Origin of the sequence: Nostoc sp. DedQUE05, from assembly GCF_034530955.1 — a bacterium.
In the GTDB taxonomy this organism is placed as follows: Bacteria; Cyanobacteriota; Cyanobacteriia; order Cyanobacteriales; family Nostocaceae; genus Nostoc.
In genome coordinates this window covers 207,401-225,776 of sequence record NZ_JAVRCB010000004.1, presented here as the reverse complement: position 1 = coordinate 225,776, position 18,376 = coordinate 207,401, and the positions used below count along the sequence as shown (strand labels likewise).

The window sequence follows — 18,376 nt, the reverse complement described above, 5'->3', positions numbered from 1 at the left end:
GATATTGCTGTTTACGCTGCTTGATTGAATTAAAAATGGATAAAGTCGAGCTAAGTATCTGCGTTGTTTAACCGTCCAGAAATAAATTTCTAGACTGCATAGCTAAAACCCTTGCTCAAGTTACAACTGTAGGTTAGACACAGCCTACAATATAAGCACATGGGTTTGAGCGAATGAGAAGCTGTGCCCAGACAAATTACAAATATACTTATTCATCCACCTCAGAACTCCGTTCATCCACCTCGGAACTCCGTTCATCCACCTCAGAACTCCGTTAATCCACCTCAGAACTCCGTTAATCCACCTCAGAACTCCGTTAATCCACCTCAGAACTCCGTTCATCCACCTCAGAACTCCGTTCATCCACCTCAGAACTCCGTTCATCCACCTCAGATACTCGTTCATCCGCCTTAAAGACTGGTTTTGTTAAAGTAGGCCATCGGTGCTTTAGCCTCTGGCGTAACACACCCTACAAAAATTGTTAGCAATGATGCAGTTAAAGCTTTGCTGTCAGCTTAGTGCTGGAAAATGAAACTTGTACGATCGTTGTTAAAGTTCCTCTTTCGCAATATTATGAGCGAATTACAGACCCAATTAGCAACTGATACCTGGATAACAGCAACTTGGGATGAATATATCCAAATAATTGAAAATCCTGCCTACGAAAAAGCCAAGGGCTACTACCACAACGGACAGATGAGGATTGAAATCTACGCAATCGGGAATGACCATGCCAGCGACCATGCAATTATTCTCTTTACTGTTAACTTATTTGCGAGCATTAAAGGCATTGCTCTAAATGCCAAGGATAATTGTACATATCGGAAAACAGGCTTTAAGGAAGCTCAACCTGATGTGTCTTACTATATTGGTGAAAATGCCGATGTCATTCCCTACGGCACTTCTATCATCAATTTAGATATATATTCACCACCAGATTTAGTTATTGAAGTGGCTAATACCTCACTTGCTGACGATCGAGGTGAAAAACGACTTTTATACGAAGATTTAGGAGTGAAAGAATACTGGATTTTAAATGTCCAGAATGCCCAAGTTATGGCTTTTGCTATTGAAAACCAAGGTAGTAGGCGGATTACAGAATCTCAGGTATTACCAGGATTAGCAATTTCTTTATTAAACGATGCATTAGGGCGAACTCGTCAAATAAATCAAATTCAAGTTGGTGCTTGGTTATTAACCCAATTTCAGCAATAATTACAAACTGCTTTGCGGTAGGGAATGGGGAGTAGGGAAAAAACAAAGGATACAAAGCAATTAAAGCGCGATCGCACTATAGCAATCCTATCTAATTTGTGAGAATTGCCAGCCGTAGATTTCCACCTTCTCAAAAAAGTCGGGGATCTTGTTTCTCACGAATAGTTCAGAATTGCACTAATATGCTGTGGCTAAAGTCACCCTTTCAGGTGAAGACATACAGAAATACGAATGCCTAGTATGAAGTAAGATTAAGCAACTGTGAAGCTAATTATGCGTCTAGTTGTTAGTTAACTCATAAAAATTTAATTCTAAAGCTTTAACAACTCCGTACTCTCCACTTGTCCTCTAACTAAAAAATATTCTTATACAGCAAGATTTACAGGCTTCTATAATATGGCTACGCACATAGAAATTCCAGTTATTGGCAAAGTTAAGTATCCATCGCGCTGGCTGATTGGGCTGATAGCGGGGAGTGCTTTGGTTGTGGGTACTATAACAACTTACACTTTAGTAAACCAAGGGACAAACAAAGAAGATATTGCTCAACTAACTGTGCCAGTAGCAGCCCAAAACGTGACGTTGCGGATTACAGCTAGTGGCAAAGTCGTGCCAGTTCAGAGCGTAAATATTAGTCCGAAGAATCCGGGAGTGCTATCGCAATTATACGTGGAACAAGGCGATCGCATTCAACAAGGGCAAATTCTCGCCCGCATGGATAGCGCTGGTATTGAGGCTCAAAGGAGCCAGTACCGTGCTAACTTAGCCCAAAGCCAAGCACAGCTAGCCCAAGCCCTTGCTGGTAGTCGTCCTCAAGAAATCGCTCAAGCGAGGGCCCGATTAGCACAAGCTCAAGCCCAATTAGCTGCGGCTAAGGCTGGTAATCGTCCCCAAGAGATTGCTCAATCTCAATCCCAAGTTGATGCAGCTCAAGCAAGGGTGAATTACACCAGCGAACAGGTAAAGCGTTATCAATACCTATACGAACAGGGAGCAGAGAATAAACAATTACTCGATCAAGCCATCAGCGATGACAAAAGTGCTAGAGCCAATTTAGAAGAAGCTAAAAAACGATTCTCGTTAGTCCAAACTGGCACTCGCAGTGAAGAAATCGACCAACGCCAAGCCGCTGTTAACGAAGCACGGGCAGCATTGGTACTGTTAGAAGATGGAACTCGTTCTGAAGAAATTGTCCAGCGTCAAGCCGCTGTAGCATCTGCTGAGGCTCAGTTAAAGGGTGTACAAGTGCAGTTGGAAGATACTATTATTCGCGCTCCTCTGTCAGGAATTGTTACCCAAAAGTATGCCGAACCAGGTGCGTTTGTCACACCCACTACCTCTGCTTCTACTAGTGCATCGGCAACTTCTAGTTCAATTGTTGCTGTAGCACGCGGTTTAGAAATATTAGCTCAAGTTCCCGAAGCCGATCTTGGCAGAATCAAACAGGGACAGCAGGTGGAAATTGTCGCTGATGCCTATCCCGACCAAGTTTTTAAAGGTCATGTACGTCTGATTGCTCCCGAAGCAGTGGTGGAACAAGGTGTGACATCCTTCCAGGTGCGGGTTGCTATCGATACTGGCATAGATAAACTGCGTTCTGGCTTAAATGTGGATCTAACTTTTTTAGGCGATCGCGTTAATAATGCCTTGGTATTACCAACGGTGTCAATTGTCACCGAAAAGGGGAAAACTGGCGTACTCGTACCCGATGCAAAGAATAAACCCCAGTTCCGCGAAGTTACAGTCGGGGCACAAATTCAAGACCAAACTCAGATTTTAGGGGGAGTTAAAGCAGGCGATCGCATTTTTGTTAACCCACCCAAAGATTACAAAATTGAGAAGGCAAAAGAACAGAATAATTCGTAATTCGTAATTCGTAATTCGTAATTCGTAATTATATAAGATATGAATTTCCTTGAAAGCATGAATATGGCGGGGAAAACTCTGCTATCGAATAAACTGCGTAGCGCCCTGACTATGTTGGGTATAGTTATTGGCAACGCTTCGGTGATTGCGATGATTGGCATTGGTGAAGGTGGGCAAAAATACGTTAATAAACAGCTGGAGTCACTAGGGCCAAATGTGCTATTTGTACTGCCAGGTAATCGAGAAACTCAGCGAATCTCCTTTGAAGTGCCAAAAACTCTGGTGTTGCAAGATGCGGATGCGATCGCTTCTCAAGTACCAACAGTAGTAGGAGTTGCACCAGAGTTAAACAGAAGACAGGTAATTACATACCGCAACAGAAATACCGATGTCAACATCATTGGCACAACTCCCTCCTTTTTATCAGTGCGGGATTTTGAAACTGCTAAAGGCAGGTTTTTCTCTGAGATAGACATCAAGCGAAGTAACCAAGTCGTTGTGCTGGGTGGAGATTTGGCAGAAAAACTATTCGGTAATAGTAACGCTGTAGGACAGCAATTGCGAGTTGGAAATACCAGCTTTCAAGTGATTGGGACGTTAACAGCAAAAGGTTCCAGCGTGGGAGCAGATTATGATGATGCTGCCTTAATCCCAATCACCACATCAGCAAACCGACTTGTGGGCAAAAATTCTCCTTATGGTATTGCCTTAGATTATCTCGTTGCTGCCGCTCGTGATTCCGATAGCGTGGATGCAGCAGAATTTCAAATTACTAATTTGCTGCGTCTAAGACACAAAATTAATGGTGAAGATGACTTTACTCTTCGCACCCAGAAAGATGCTTTGCAAACTGTCGGTCAAATTACAGGTGCATTGACAATTATGCTAGCTGCGATCGCCGGCATATCCTTGTTTGTTGGTGGCATTGGCATTATGAATATTATGCTCGTCTCCGTCACCGAACGCACCCAAGAAATCGGATTGCGAAAAGCGATCGGGGCAACTGAGCAAGATATTTTGCTACAGTTCATCATTGAGGCAGTGATTGTTTCCGCGGCTGGGGGCTTAGTTGGGACTGCGGTTGGTATCAGTGGCATCCTATTAGTGGGAGCCTTGACTCCTTTGGAAGCGAGTCTTTCTCCTGTAGCGATTACTATGGCTGTTGGTGTCTCTGGAGGTATTGGTTTATTCTTTGGCGTTGTTCCTGCACGTCGCGCTGCTAAACTCGACCCAATTGTGGCTTTGAGAAGTGCCTAGTAGTCTGCCAACCCAAAAATGTGCTTGTGAGGACTACCTCACAAGATTGGATAATTTATTTGTTGGAGTTCCCTAACCAACTTTTCCTCCGACTTTTGCAACCCGATCGCATAAAATTGCCGACTTCAGCCGACTGACAAACGATAGTGCGATCGCTTAGGCTATTGGGCATAGAGATAAAAATTTAAGTATAAAAATATGCTTAATACCCTCAGCCCAATTGCAGAAGATTTAGCAGGTCAAAGCTATCTCAGTCCTCATTACTTGCGAACACAGCAGCGCATTCGTTCCCTCATAGACAAATATATTGCAGTCGAAAAACTACACGAGCGTCTGCAAGATTTACCGATACAGTTTGCCAATCCCCAACCGCGTCCCTGGAAACACATCGACTGGCAGACAATTAACCGCAATCAAATTATCGGCTTAGACGCAGAGGTATTTTTATCTATATTGATCGGTGCGATGGATACAGAAGCACCCATTCGCGGTTATACCCAAACCAGTCGGCAGTATTTGGAAAAATTGCATCCTCAGATGGCTCGGTTTGTTGGTGGAACTGTCGGTAAAGATGGCGAATTGCTAGAACTTGGTTTGTGGGAAAAGGAAGAACGTCAGCACACACCCGCATTAATCAAAGTCTACACCCAATTAACAGGCGAGAAAATTACCCCAAAACTTCGTACTGTTAGAAGCTATCTCCCTACAGATGATCCTCACGAAGACTTATATCGCCACGGTTTACACCGCATTGCCACAGAATACGGTGCAACTTGTCTTTATATTTGGTTGATGGCTCACACCACAGGCGCACTCCAAGATGTTCTAGAGGAACTAGCGCAGGATGAAATCAACCACATGACCAAATTCTGGGGGTTTGGAGTCTGGGCTTTCCCTGATACTGGGTTGATGCGAATTGGACGCACCCTGATTAAAACGCGATCGCTAAACTATCAGCGTAACAACCTCATGCGTACTCTTCGCCGGATGATGGGTACACTCAACTGGAATGCTTGGTCATTAACCAACAAAATAACTCTCCTATTTACCTTCACCTACACAATGCATCGCTTGTGGAGTTGGAACAACACCCTCACACCAGAGTACTTACAAAATTTATTTGAAACTACTCATTAGTAAAAACAAAAGACAAATGACAAAAGACAAAGGACAAGTGACAAATGACAAATAACAAATCAAAATTACCCATAGATTTAAATCCCCAAAAAATCCCCCAACATATCGCCGTCATCATGGATGGTAACGGCCGATGGGCAACCAGTCGAGGATTACCGCGCATTGCTGGACATCGCCAAGGAGCAAGAACGCTCAAAGAACTATTGCGTTGCTGCAAAGATTGGGGAATCAAAGCGTTGACAGCCTACGCTTTCTCCACAGAAAATTGGCAGCGTCCTGTTGAAGAAGTGGATTTTCTAATGCATTTGTTTGAGCGATTACTACGCCGCGAGTTGGCTCAGATGCATCAAGAAGGAGTACGTATCTCGTTTATTGGAGATTTATCGGCTTTACCCAAGTCTCTACAAATGGAAATGGAACGTTCAATGACAGAGACATTGAACAATCAAGCAATCCACTTTACTATTGCAGTCAATTACGGTAGCCGCAACGAAATTACCAGAGTTTGTCGTCAAGTAGCTCAACTCGTGCAACAGGGCGAACTTAGCGCCCAAGAAGTGAATGAAAGTCTTGTAGAACAACATCTCTACACAGCAGACACTCCAGAACCCGATTTGCTGATTCGTACCAGTGGTGAGATGCGATTGAGTAATTTCCTCTTGTGGCAAATGGCGTATACAGAGATGTATTTCACCGATATTCTTTGGCCAGATTTTAATCGAGAAGCATTTCATCAAGCTTTGTTGAGCTATCAAAATCGCGATCGCCGTTTTGGTCAAGTCAAAGCTTCATTATCAGCTTAGTGTACCAAACACCAGACATCACCAGAAGAAGGCAGGAGGCAGAGGGCAATATTCCTTCTGCCTTCTGCCTTTGTTGATAAAGTAAAAGCACCCACATTACCACGATGGTATATGAGCGCTCACAAATAAAACATTATCGAGGATAATCTATCTGCTATGACAGACCGAAGTAACTATAAGAATAGCAGGCACTGGGTAAATAAACTGCAAGGGTAGTTACAAATGTTTTGTTAAAAATATTACTTACCGTAAATGTGATGCTTGATTTAGGCAAAATCCAATCGATTGCGGAATCCTATTCTCCCCAAGAACTCTTCGCTGGCTTGGTTTGGCAGCGTCGGTTCAATGAGTTTGATGGCAAAGAAGTGATTACTGACCTTTCCAACCACAGAAATTTATGGTCAAGCTTTCTATTCACAAAACCAATCTTTGCACCAGATGAAAACGGTTTAAGCTTTGGTGGTATGGTCGATACCCTACTTGCAATGGCAAACTATCGTCCCATGCCTGAAACCAGCATCATTCATTTCGTTGCCTATCCTGCCGATACACTGTACATTCTGACAGAGAACCAAGATACAAAAGTGTCTGAGCTTCTAGACTTGGGCAAAAAATGGCGAGCTGATTCAGTAGAGGTAAGTGATGGCACGAATGAAGATTATGGTTTCCGCCTGAAGCGCCGACTGAGAACTAGATTGGAAGGGGCGTTATGGGGTGAGGATGTTCACCAAGATTGTGATGCGGTGGTTGTTGCCTATTGGTGGGATTGAATACTTGAAATATCTCAATCAGAGAAATCGTGAACTACAATATGCTGTTTTCTTGCTGAATCTTAGCCTACACCCAAATTTAGCAGCGATCGCAGCCTCTTGATTTTTTTGAGTCAATTATTCTTTATTAGGTATTGAGCCGAAATCCTCGGCTCAATACCTATATTCATATATCACAAAATCAGACTTATGGAAATTATTCTTTTGTCAATATAGCAATTATTTTTTATATTTGAACAGAGAAAATTTATAAGGCTTATGAATCAAGCATTTTACGCAATGCGTTGTTCAAAAATCATTTGGGATTGCTATCGTAATTATAGAAACTATCAATATGATGTTTTGTTAATTCTTTCCGAAAATAGTATTTACTAGAATTTAATACCTGCGATATAAGCTGACGTTTTGATAAGTTAATTCAGAAAAAATCCTGATATCCAAAATTTAAAGTTGACAAGACTCTCTTGCTAAATCTACTTTAAATTTACTTATCAATCCATTTTAAAATCGCAATGAATTTTTCCACTATTTTATAGGTGTTGGGAGTCATGATGGCAAAATATCTACTAGCTTTTGCTAGTGGGATGGGATTTTTATGTTTAATTGTCGGGTTATCACCTGTGCAAGCCCTTCCTAGTTTAAAAATTGCAGATAAAAACGTAGCTGTTAATCAAAATGACGGCAGCTATGAAAATAATTATTCTCATCAAAGCGATTTAGCAAATAATATCTCCAGTAAATTGCTGATAGCTAATGAGAGCCAAAAAAACTTACCCTCAGTCAATGAACAGCAAAAAATTCAAGATTTAGGAATAGATTCTGCTGTTAACTTATGGCAGCCAATCACACCACAACCTGCAAGTTCATCTCCAACCTCATACAAACTTGCACAAGTAACATCCGTATCACAATTGTCTGATGTACAGCCGAATGATTGGGCTTTTCAGGCACTCCAATCTTTAGTCGAGCGCTATGGTTGTATTGCAGGTTATCCCAATCAAACCTATCGCGGTAATCGGGCGATGACTCGCTATGAATTTGCTGCTGGCTTAAATGCTTGTTTAGAGCGAATAAATGAACTGATTGCGACTGCAACTGGTGATTTGGTCAAAAAAGAAGATTTAGCCACATTGCAGAAACTACAAGAACAATTTGCGGCGGAATTGGCAACATTGCGGGGTCGAGTAGATGCTGTAGAAGCTCGCACAGCAGAACTAGAAGCAAATCAGTTTTCTACTACGACCAAACTCAATGGTGAGGTAATTATTGCTGGTGTTGGTGCTAGCGGTGGCGCTCCTAATGATAGTGATCCGAACATCATCTTAGTCAATAGAGTACGGTTAAATCTCACCACTAGCTTTACTGGTAAAGATTCATTAATTACTGGATTGCAAGCCTATAATTTTTTGGGTGGAGCCACTGGAGAGGGTAGCCTGCAACAAGGTTTAGGATTAGCTTCGCCACTTTTGAGTGCAAGTAGCGCTCGTACCAGTTTTGAGCCGCAATTTCCGGGGATAAATGTCAATACTTTGTCGGGCGTTGGCGCAAACAGCGTTCAGGTTTACAAATTGCTGTATGTCTTTCCCGTGGCTAATAAATTAACCTTGTTTGCGGGAACTGCGGCAGAGACATCAGATGCTTTCCCAACAATTACGCCTTTTTATGGTGAAGGACAAGAGTCAATATCTCGTTTTGGCAACTTGAATCCTGTACTACGGGTTTCTGGTGGAACTTCGGGTACTGGTTTAGCATCGGCGGCGGGATTTATTTTTAACATTTCGCCAAATTTTGATTTAAGAGCTTTATACGGCAGTGTAAATGCCAATTTACCGGAAAAATCTGCGGCTGAAGCAGTACCAGGAGTTTCTACTACACCTTTGGGAGCAGGTTTATTTAGTGGTAGTAGTATTATTGCCACACAGTTAACCTTCAAGCCAAGTCCTGCTTTTGATATTGGTTTAAACTATGCCCACAGTTATCACGAAATCAATATTTTGGCTACAGGATTAGTTAGTAGTGATATCGGTGCTTTATCAGGAGTTGCAGTTGGAACACCGCTCACACTCAACTCTGTTGGCGGTACGGTAACATGGCGATTGTCTCCCAAGATAGCCTTATCTGGCTACGGTGCAGCAATATTTGTTGATGCTGCTTCAAATAGCGTGGATGCTTCCACCACCTTTACAAGTTGGATGGCGGGAATTCACTTTAAAGATTTATTCAAGTCAGGAAACACAGCCGGGATTCTTTTTGGTCAGCCGCTTTTCCGTAGCGATACTGGTGGTTCTGCTCAACTTACTCCCACAGGCGAGAATCGGGCGACTCCTTACCATTTGGAAGCCTATTACCGCCTTCAAGTTAGCGATAATATCAGCATTACCCCTGGTGCGTTTGTTCTATTTAACCCAGAAGGTAACAGCAATAATGAGACTACGACTGTAGGCGTACTTCGGACTACTTTTACATTTTAAGAGATTGAGATTAAGCAGTCAAAATCCCCTAAGAAATTGGGGGATTTTGAGATTGGATAACAAAATTCACAGTAGACCTCTTGCAGCATAAATCAACAATAAAGAACCTCACCCCGATGCTTTGGCTATCCATTAGTCACATCTTTAAAAAAAGTGTTGAAGATAAAATAATGACTAATAAATACGTAGAAATTCGGTGGATGTTTATTGAATAATATTGTTTGGTTTTTGACAAAAATATAGTCCCATTGCCCAAAATTTGTTGTGCAAAACTAATCTGATGTCTACGTTGGTGACTGACTTGTACTGAGCGCAGTCGAAGTAGCTTACCGAATGGGCGAAGTACAGGCTACATTAAAAATAAACTGTGTAGGTGTAACTCATCGTCGATATCGCCCCACAGATAACCTAATTATTTCTTTTACCTGATTTAGCAGTTTGATTTGAAAGGTGGTGCTTTTGTATAACCCGCTCAATCTGGCAAGTCACCCCATCTATTCTATTTTTAACCTTATCAAAATCAATATTCGCCCAAATATAGGCTTTGTCAGGTCTTTGTTGCTTTCTACTCATATATGGTCTTACTTGTCAATATACTTTGTTATATCTATACAATATAGTCTTCTCAATTTCTAAACTACTTTCTCTAGACATATAAGTAAATATGCTTAACATTTACTTAAGGTTTTATCGCAATCCGATTTTATTTTTGAAACCTACTTACGCGATCCTCAAAGTACAGCGTAAGCGCCAGAGGCAGAGAGTAGGGAATCAGCCTTAGTTATACAGAGTTTTTTCACGCAATCAAATAGGAATCTTATGGCTTTTAGAAGTTCAACCAAACAGTGATTTGATTAATATGGACGGAGATTATTCTCTATCTATTGAAAGAGACGCGATATTTCGCGCCTCTAAGAACTTAAATCAAAATTCTAAGTGTAAGCTTAAATCTTTGTTTGTAGATATTGCACCAATTGCGGTGCTTGCATCACTCCCTCTATCCGCTCCACAGGCTGACCCTGCTTAAACAGTACTAAGGTTGGAAGAGAAGCAATTTTATACTCAGTAGCCAAATCTGTGTATTTTTCCGTGTCGATTTTGACAATCCTTAAGCGATCCTTAAGTTGGGCATTGACTTGCTCTAAAATTGGCACCATCATCTGACAAGGGCCGCACCAGTCAGCATAAAAATCTACTAATACAGGTACATCAGAAGCAGACAGCATATCTTCAAAACTGTTAAATTGCTTTTTCGTTGCCATGTGACACACACCGATTTTCAATTGTTTGTTTCAATAGTAGTTCTTATAAAATAAAATCGGTATAGGTTCATGGGTTTTTGTTAGTAAAAGATTAGATTAGTTAATATTAGAATGATTCGCAGCCAAAAATCTTAAATAATTATAATAAAATCCGTATATTATGTTAGGTTGTGCATCTGTGTTAAATATGTATTTCAACCTATCACGATCGACCAAATCATTATAGAGCCTTTCACAAGAGTGATGTCTACGAAGGCTGTAGATGCAACACTTTCTAGTCTATCTAGTCAGGCAAATATATTAGTTATAGTTATTCATCTATTTACAGAGAAGTAACTATAGATATTTAATCAGAGTAAAACGTTAATTATTGTTATTCGAGTTATATAGGAATCTTATTTGATTTGTGAGAATTGCAAATCGCAGCTTCTCGATAACTTTTATGAAGGTGAGGATCTTGTTTTAGCGCGTCTGATTCAGCATAGCTATATCTAGCTAAATACGACGTATAGCAATCCTATTTGATTCCTGATTACTCGTAAAGATCGGGGACTGGGGACTGGGAAGATAGAAATAAAGGTGTACTGAGTTTTTTCAGAAATCAAATATGAGTCCTATATAACTTTATCTATTAGCTATCTAACTTGCAGCATGACAGCAAGATTATCACCCCGCAAGAGTTAGATATTATCCAGACAATATTCAGATGTTCCCGAAATCGCCATAAGATAATTAGCGCGGTATTTCTAAGATTGAGGAACATTAAATGACGCTATTACAAGATAAAGTCGCAATTGTCACAGGTGCATCAAGAGGAATTGGCCGAGCGATCGCAATTGAATTAGCTTCACAAGGAGCGATCGCAGTTGTTAATTATGCCAGTTCTAGTGCTGCGGCTGAAGCAGTTGTAACAGAAATTACAGCAGCAGGAGGTCAGGCGATCGCTATCCAAGCTGACGTTTCTAAAAGCGATCAAGTAGATACACTCGTTAACACCGTCATAGAAAAGTTTAAGCGTGTGGATATTTTGGTCAACAATGCAGGAATTACCCGCGACACACTGCTTTTGCGTTTGAAGCCAGAAGATTGGCAAGCTGTGATAGACCTAAATCTCACTGGTGTTTTCTTATGTACACGCGCCGCCAGTAAAATTATGCTGAAGCAGCGATCGGGGCGGATTATCAACATTACCTCTGTGGCTGGGCAAATGGGCAACCCAGGTCAGTCAAACTACAGCGCCGCCAAAGCAGGTGTAATCGGTTTCACCAAAAGCGTTGCCAAAGAACTCGCTACTCGTGGCATTACCGTTAACGCCGTCGCTCCTGGATTCATCACCACCGACATGACCAGCGATCTCAACAACCCCGAAGATATTCTGAAATACATTCCACTCGGTCGCTTCGGTCAACCCGAAGAAGTCGCAGGAATGGTGCGCTTCCTCGCCGCCGATCCCGCCGCCGCCTACATCACTGGACAAGTCTTTAACGTCGATGGCGGTATGGTAATGGCCTAAATAGTTGAAGGGTAGCGATTTTTCGTAGTTGGCGCTAAAGCGCCAACTACGAACTTATTAAATAAAATTTGACAGATTAGTTATGAAAACAGACTCTATTTTTTATCGTTTATTTCAAACTTTTCCCAGTGCTTTTTTTGAATTAATTAATCTGCAACCATCAGAAGCAAATGCATATAATTTCGCTTCAGTAGAATTAAAGCAAACAGCATTTCGCATTGATGGGGTCTTTCTTCCTGTTGCTGACACTAATCATCAGCCGATTTATTTTGTAGAGGTTCAATTTCAAAAAGATAATGAATTTTATGCTCGTTTATTTTCAGAAATATTTCTGTATTTACGACTTTACGCACCTACTTCAGATTGGCGATCGGTAGTTATATTCCCTCGCCGCAGCCTTGAACCAACACAAGTCCAACCGTATCGAGTCTTACTCGAAAGCCAACTTGTAACGAGGCTATATTTAAACGAGCTTGGAGAAGTAACTGAATATTCCTTAGGAGTTGGTATTATCAAATTAGTAGTTGTAAATAAAAAACAAACTCCCATATTAGTCAAAAGTTTGATTACAAAGACACGTTCGGAACTGAGCGATAAAGCACTTCAAAAAAAAGTGATAGATTTAATAGAAACAATTGTAGTTTACAAACTACCGCGTATCAGTCGTCAGGAGTTGGTAAAAATGTTTGGACTCGGTGATTTTGATATCAAAACGACTAGACTTTATGAGGAACTCAAGCAGGAAACAACTCTAGAGCTAGTCATGCGCCAGTTACGACGACGCATTGGTAATTTGAATCCGCAATTGTCAGAGCGCATCAGCCAGTTATCTATCGAACAGCTTGAAAATCTAGCCGAGGCACTGTTGGATTTTTCCACAGAAGGAGATTTAGTTGTTTGGCTGCAAGACAATTTAACTCAAGCTTGAATTTTTGGTGAATTGAATAAACATAGTAGGGCTAGCACTGCAATGCCGACCCTACAAGCAACTAAGGCTGTTGGCGTATCCTTTGCCAGACTGTAAAGCCCAAAAGTAGGATAATACTACTGGCGGTTGTCAGCATCACAGCCAAACTCATACCTTGTATTCTCATCGCTAGCAAGTTGAAAACTAAGGTAATTGACCAAAGGGTAAACGCAGCATGGCGCTGGGAGAGTCCCCAAGCAAGTAAGCGGTGGTGCAGGTGGTCTTTGCCAGGAGTACTCAGAGGGTTATTTCCTGCTAGTAGCCGCCGCACAAATACTTGAGTGGTATCTAGCACCGGTAATAATAGAAATAAAACCGTGGGAATTAGCGCATAAATTGTGTTTTGTTGCAGTTTCCCTAAAATACTAGTTGCTGCCAACACATAACCAAAAAAGTATGCTCCGGCATCACCCATAATAATTCGTGATGGATGGAAATTATGGCGCAAAAATCCTAGTGCAGCACCTCCCAAAGCTGCGAGGACTAAGATTGCCGCAGCACGATTGTTAAATTGAGCTGCAACGCCCAATAAACTCATAGCGGTTATAAAGCTAATTCCTCCTGCCAAGCCATCCATACCATCCATCAAATTGATGGCGTTGGTAATCCCTACTACCCATAGTACTGTTAGCAACATGGACAGAAGTGAATCGATGGGAGTGCCAAACAGGACTTTGACACTGATACCATTAGCTACCAGCAAAAGTGCCGTGACAATTTGCGCCCACAATCGCACAGAGGGCGGTAAGCCAAACTGATCGTCAATAAAGCCCACCAGGACTAATATCGAACCCCCCAACAGAATAGTGAGCACCTGAGCCAATACGTTTTGGAGTTCGATCGGTCGTAAAAGGCTAGCTAATACCAGCGCGGCAATCACGCCCGCGTAGATAGCCAGCCCCCCGGCATTGGGTAAAGGTTCTCGGTTGAGTCGCCGTGCGTTGGGTTGGTCAGCCCAACCTACCCGCAAGGCGAATTTGCGTACTGTCGGAATTAAACGCCAAGTTACAAGCCAAGCCAAGAGGAACGTAAATACTACTGCCAACCAGCCGGTGCCGCTAGGGTCGGCAATACCAAGGGACTTAAGGGAGTTGTCTAGATTCATCTCCCAATTCAAGCATTACTGCCAGTATCTAATATGAGCATCACCTGTATATTAATCAATTTTTTTATTTCCATTTGTAACTTGAGCCGCTTGAGAGATTAGCACTCTGGCGCTGTGAGTGCTAAATTGTCTAATGGAAGCGCTGGAGAAATCAAACATGGCGAAAATTATTGCATTTGACGAGGAATCGCGGCGATCTCTAGAAAGGGGTGTTAACGCCCTTGCCGATGCCGTAAAAATCACCTTGGGGCCCAAAGGTCGCAATGTCCTTTTAGAGAAAAAATTTGGCGCACCTCAAATTGTCAACGATGGTATCACTGTTGCCAAGGAAATTGAATTAGAAGATCCTTTGGAAAATACTGGTGCAAGACTCATCCAGGAAGTGGCCTCAAAAACTAAAGATGTCGCTGGAGATGGGACAACCACCGCCACAGTTTTAGCACAAGCCTTAATTAGAGAAGGTTTGAAGAACGTTGCGGCAGGTAGTAACCCTGTGAGCTTGAGACGCGGGATCGACAAAACTATTGAGGCATTGGTAGAAGAAATTGCCAAAATAGCCAAGCCAGTAGAAGGAAGTGCGATCGCTCAAGTTGCCACTGTTTCTGCTGGTAACGATGAAGAAGTTGGTCAAATGTTAGCTCAAGCAATGGAAAAAGTCACCAAAGATGGTGTAATTACCGTTGAAGAATCTAAATCCCTGACAACTGAACTAGAAGTAGTTGAGGGGATGCAGATTGACAGGGGTTATATTTCTCCCTACTTCGTCACCAACAACGAACGGCAAATCGTCGAATTTGAAAACGCCCGAATCTTGGTGACAGATAAAAAAATCAGCAGCATCCAAGATTTAGTGCCAATTTTAGAAAAAGTTGCCCGTTCTGGTCAGCCTTTGCTAATTATCGCTGAAGATGTCGAAGGTGATGCTTTGGCAACTTTGGTGGTGAACAAAGCGCGCGGTGTACTAGCCGTAGCTGGAATTAAAGCGCCTGGGTTTGGCGATCGCCGCAAAGCTTTGTTAGAAGATATTGCGATTCTCACCGATGGACAGTTGATTTCTGAAGAAATCGGTTTAAGCTTGGATACGGCTGCTTTAGAAGCGTTGGGAACTGCCCGCAAAATCACCATTGACAAAGAAAACACCACAATTGTTGCTGGTAGTGTCACCAAGCCAGAGGTACAAAAGCGGATTGGTCAAATTCGCAGACAGTTAGAAGAAACTGATTCTGAGTACGATCGCGAAAAACTGCAAGAACGCATCGCCAAGCTCGCTGGCGGCGTGGCAGTGATTAAAGTGGGTGCGGCAACCGAAACCGAACTCAAAGACCGTAAGCTGCGGATTGAGGATGCGCTCAACGCTACTAAAGCTGCTGTGGAAGAAGGTATTGTTCCTGGTGGTGGAACAACCTTAATTCACTTAGCTAAGGCAGTACAAGCGATTAAAAACACCCTAGAAAATGACGAAGAAAGAATTGGGGCTGATATTGTCGAACGAGCGCTAGAAGCCCCCTTGCGCCAAATAGCAGACAACGCTGGTGCTGAAGGTTCTGTAATTGTCTCGAAAGTCCGGGATAGCGACTTCAACATTGGTTACAACGCCGCTACTGGCGAATTTGAAGACTTGATTGCTGCTGGTATTATCGACCCTGCCAAAGTTGTGCGTTCAGCCTTGCAAAACGCTGGTTCCATTGCTGGTTTGGTCTTAACCACCGAAGCGATCGTTGTTGAAAAGCCAGAGAAGAAATCCGCTGCTCCTGCCCCTGATATGGGCGGTATGGGCGGTATGGGCGGTATGGGCGGTATGGGTGGCATGGGCGGCATGGGTATGTTCTAATTTCTGCTGACCCAGATAAATATTTTTTAAACAGTTTGTCTTGCCAAGGCAAACTGTTTTTTGTAGCATTGCTGATTCAAAGGCAATATGTTATACCAATTCGTAATTCGTCAGATAAAATCTGGGTGATGACCTCTTTATATTAATTTTTGCAAAATAACGTCTAAGTTATGTAAGTTATTTTTATGTCCTTTGTTATTTACTAATGAAAAATGACAAATGACCAATGAGCAATGACAAATGACTATTAGGTAATATTGCATGGCACGAAAATTACGTCGCCTTCCTAAAATACTCACCAAGCTATATGAAGACGAGTTCCATCACCAACCAGGGACTATACCTGGAACCATTTTTATTGATGCAGATGCTCCACCACCAATAATTTTTTTGATTGACTATAACCAAACCAATTTCATTCGCGAACAAATAGAAACTCCAGAGGAGTGTGTCTCTTATCTGGAATCGGAATCGGTTTCTTGGGTAGATGTACAAGGTTTAGGTAGTCAAGATATATTACAACGATTGGGTAACATTTTTAAGTTACATCCTCTAGTTTTAGAAGATGTAGTTAATGTACCGGAGCGTCCTAAAACAGAGGATTATGAAGATCAATTACTTTTCATTGCCCGGATGGTAGTACCAAAGGAAAGAACATGTGGTTTTTATAGCGAACAAGTGAGTTTGATATTAGGAAAAAATTATCTACTGACAGTACAAGAGGAACCAGAACATGATTGCTTTGAAGCGGTGCGATCGCGAATTGAAAAAAACAAAGGTATCATCCGTAAACAGGGAGCAGATTATTTAGCTTATGCTTTATTAGATGCAATTATTGATGGCTTTTTCCCAGTGCTAGAGCTTTATGGCGAACGAATCGAAGAATTAGAGGAGGAAGTAATAGTTAAACCTACTCCCCAAACACTGCAAAATATTTATCAAATTAGACGAGAATTACTGCAACTACGTCGTGCTATCTGGCCCCAGCGGGATGCAATTAATTCCTTAATTCGAGATGCTCCCGATTTGATTTCTGAAGAAGTGCGAATCTACCTGCGAGATTGTTATGACCATACAGTGCAAGTGATGGATATGGTAGAAACTTACCGAGAACTATCATCTGGATTAATGGATGTGTACCTTTCGGCAGTAAGTAATAAAATGAATGAAATCATGAAGGTGCTAACGATAGTTTCAACGATCTTTATTCCCCTGACTTTTGTGGCCGGAATATATGGTATGAATTTCAATACTGAGAAATCACCATATAATATGCCTGAATTGAATTGGTATTGGGGCTATCCACTTTGCTGGGCATTGATGTTAGCGATCGCATTTAGTTTGCTATTCTTTTTTTGGCGAAGAGGGTGGCTGCAAAATTCTGTAGAAATCAAGCGCAATTAAAAATTGTAGATTAGCGATGAGTCAAATATATATTCATTAGCACCGGGAGTTAAGATTTTTGAGTTATGAGGAGTAGCGACCAAAATTTAGTAGTTTTGACGATTTATATTATCGGTGTCTCTTATGTTTTCAACCGCATGATTGAATCCATCGATGACCAAGTAAAATTTGAGTTTAAAAAAGGAACCGTTGACGAACAACTCAAAGAACAAAATCTCGACGATAAAATTGGAATTTCCTTTAAACTCAAATCTTCATACCCAATTGACGATTTGAAAGATTTAGGAATTAGCATTGAAAATAAATCAGATAATGTTGCCGTATACGTTGACTGGGACAATAGTTCTTTAGTTGTTGAACATAGTAAGCAATCGCGCCGCGTAATTCGGAAATCACCAGACTTAACCCGCGACTTAGCAGTACCCCAAAGTCCTAGCCTGATTGCTCCCAAGAAAACACTTTCTGAAACAGTGACAGCAGAAGATGTTTTCCAGCGCGATCAAGTAGCTGGAACCTATTTAGCAAAAAAACCATTAATTGATATCAATGGGCTACAAAAAGGGCAAAAAAAGTTGTACAACGATTTTATTAACAGAAAAAAAGAGTTGGATTTTTCTCTGCAATTAGTGTTGAGGATATCTGAAGTGCGTCTAGGTCTAGCTCCAGGTCGTGATTTTCCTCCCATTAGCATTATCAATTGTCCTTTCACAGTCAGGAAACTACCTTGGACTTACGCTCTACCCTGGAATAAAAAAAAGTAATAACCTGTCAACCC

16 protein-coding genes are annotated in these 18,376 nt (G+C 41.7%); 13 read left to right on the top strand and 3 right to left on the bottom strand.

Annotated elements, in window-relative coordinates; genetic code table 11:
• The first annotated feature begins 183 nt into the window (after positions 1-183).
• The 8 genes from RMZ42_RS05075 to RMZ42_RS05040 all read left to right on the top strand — a co-directional run bounded on the left by RMZ42_RS05075 (position 184) and on the right by RMZ42_RS05040 (position 9,519).
• Positions 184-414 (top strand): hypothetical protein, encoded by a 231-nt coding sequence (locus RMZ42_RS05075; RefSeq protein ID WP_322670364.1) that lies wholly within the window; start codon positions 184-186, stop codon positions 412-414.
• Positions 415-573: 159 nt separating this feature from the next.
• On the top strand, positions 574-1,215 hold the full coding sequence (locus RMZ42_RS05070) for a Uma2 family endonuclease (RefSeq protein ID WP_322670363.1): 642 nt from the start codon (positions 574-576) through the stop codon (positions 1,213-1,215).
• 396 nt (positions 1,216-1,611) lie between these two features.
• Complete coding sequence (locus RMZ42_RS05065) at positions 1,612-3,081, top strand: efflux RND transporter periplasmic adaptor subunit (protein WP_322670362.1); 1,470 nt, start codon at positions 1,612-1,614, stop codon at positions 3,079-3,081.
• A 39-nt stretch (positions 3,082-3,120) separates the two neighbouring features.
• Positions 3,121-4,338, top strand: coding sequence for an ABC transporter permease (locus RMZ42_RS05060; protein ID WP_322670361.1), 1,218 nt, complete (start codon positions 3,121-3,123; stop codon positions 4,336-4,338).
• Positions 4,339-4,536: 198 nt separating this feature from the next.
• Complete coding sequence (locus RMZ42_RS05055; protein WP_322670360.1) at positions 4,537-5,475, top strand: ferritin-like domain-containing protein; 939 nt, start codon at positions 4,537-4,539, stop codon at positions 5,473-5,475.
• A gap of 44 nt (positions 5,476-5,519) precedes the next feature.
• A complete protein-coding gene (locus tag RMZ42_RS05050) occupies positions 5,520-6,278 on the top strand; it encodes an isoprenyl transferase (RefSeq protein ID WP_322670359.1) in 759 nt (252 codons plus the stop codon).
• Between the two features lie 257 nt (positions 6,279-6,535).
• Positions 6,536-7,048: a hypothetical protein gene (locus RMZ42_RS05045; RefSeq protein WP_322670371.1), complete on the top strand. Its 513-nt coding sequence runs from the start codon at positions 6,536-6,538 to the stop codon at positions 7,046-7,048.
• Between the two features lie 551 nt (positions 7,049-7,599).
• Positions 7,600-9,519 (top strand): iron uptake porin, encoded by a 1,920-nt coding sequence (locus RMZ42_RS05040; protein ID WP_322670370.1) that lies wholly within the window; start codon positions 7,600-7,602, stop codon positions 9,517-9,519.
• A gap of 408 nt (positions 9,520-9,927) precedes the next feature.
• Here RMZ42_RS05040 and RMZ42_RS05035 read toward each other — a convergent pair whose 3' ends face one another.
• Positions 9,928-10,092, bottom strand: a complete 165-nt coding sequence (locus RMZ42_RS05035; protein ID WP_322670358.1) for a hypothetical protein — start codon at positions 10,090-10,092, stop codon at positions 9,928-9,930.
• A 371-nt stretch (positions 10,093-10,463) separates the two neighbouring features.
• Positions 10,464-10,781, bottom strand: coding sequence for a thioredoxin (gene trxA / locus RMZ42_RS05030; RefSeq protein ID WP_322670357.1), 318 nt, complete (start codon positions 10,779-10,781; stop codon positions 10,464-10,466).
• Between the two features lie 766 nt (positions 10,782-11,547).
• Between trxA and fabG the strand changes: the two genes are divergently transcribed.
• Both fabG and RMZ42_RS05020 read left to right on the top strand, forming a co-directional pair.
• Complete coding sequence (gene fabG, locus RMZ42_RS05025) at positions 11,548-12,294, top strand: 3-oxoacyl-[acyl-carrier-protein] reductase (protein WP_322670356.1); 747 nt, start codon at positions 11,548-11,550, stop codon at positions 12,292-12,294.
• 82 nt (positions 12,295-12,376) lie between these two features.
• Entirely contained in the window at positions 12,377-13,222 is an 846-nt protein-coding gene (locus RMZ42_RS05020) for an Rpn family recombination-promoting nuclease/putative transposase (protein WP_322670355.1), read from the top strand.
• 61 nt (positions 13,223-13,283) lie between these two features.
• On the opposite strand, the gene RMZ42_RS05015 is transcribed toward RMZ42_RS05020, so the two are convergent.
• Positions 13,284-14,366 carry an MraY family glycosyltransferase gene (locus RMZ42_RS05015; RefSeq protein ID WP_322670354.1) on the bottom strand — a complete coding sequence of 361 codons (1,083 nt, stop codon included), beginning with the start codon at positions 14,364-14,366 and terminating at the stop codon, positions 13,284-13,286.
• A gap of 157 nt (positions 14,367-14,523) precedes the next feature.
• On the opposite strand from RMZ42_RS05015, the gene groL reads away from it, so the two are divergent.
• From groL to RMZ42_RS05000, 3 genes are all read left to right on the top strand, one after another.
• Positions 14,524-16,197, top strand: coding sequence for a chaperonin GroEL (gene groL / locus RMZ42_RS05010; protein WP_322670353.1), 1,674 nt, complete (start codon positions 14,524-14,526; stop codon positions 16,195-16,197).
• 261 nt (positions 16,198-16,458) lie between these two features.
• Positions 16,459-17,601, top strand: coding sequence for a magnesium/cobalt transporter CorA (gene corA, locus RMZ42_RS05005; RefSeq protein WP_322670352.1), 1,143 nt, complete (start codon positions 16,459-16,461; stop codon positions 17,599-17,601).
• A gap of 65 nt (positions 17,602-17,666) precedes the next feature.
• Entirely contained in the window at positions 17,667-18,362 is a 696-nt protein-coding gene (locus RMZ42_RS05000; RefSeq protein ID WP_322670351.1) for a hypothetical protein, read from the top strand.
• Positions 18,363-18,376 lie beyond the last annotated feature (14 nt).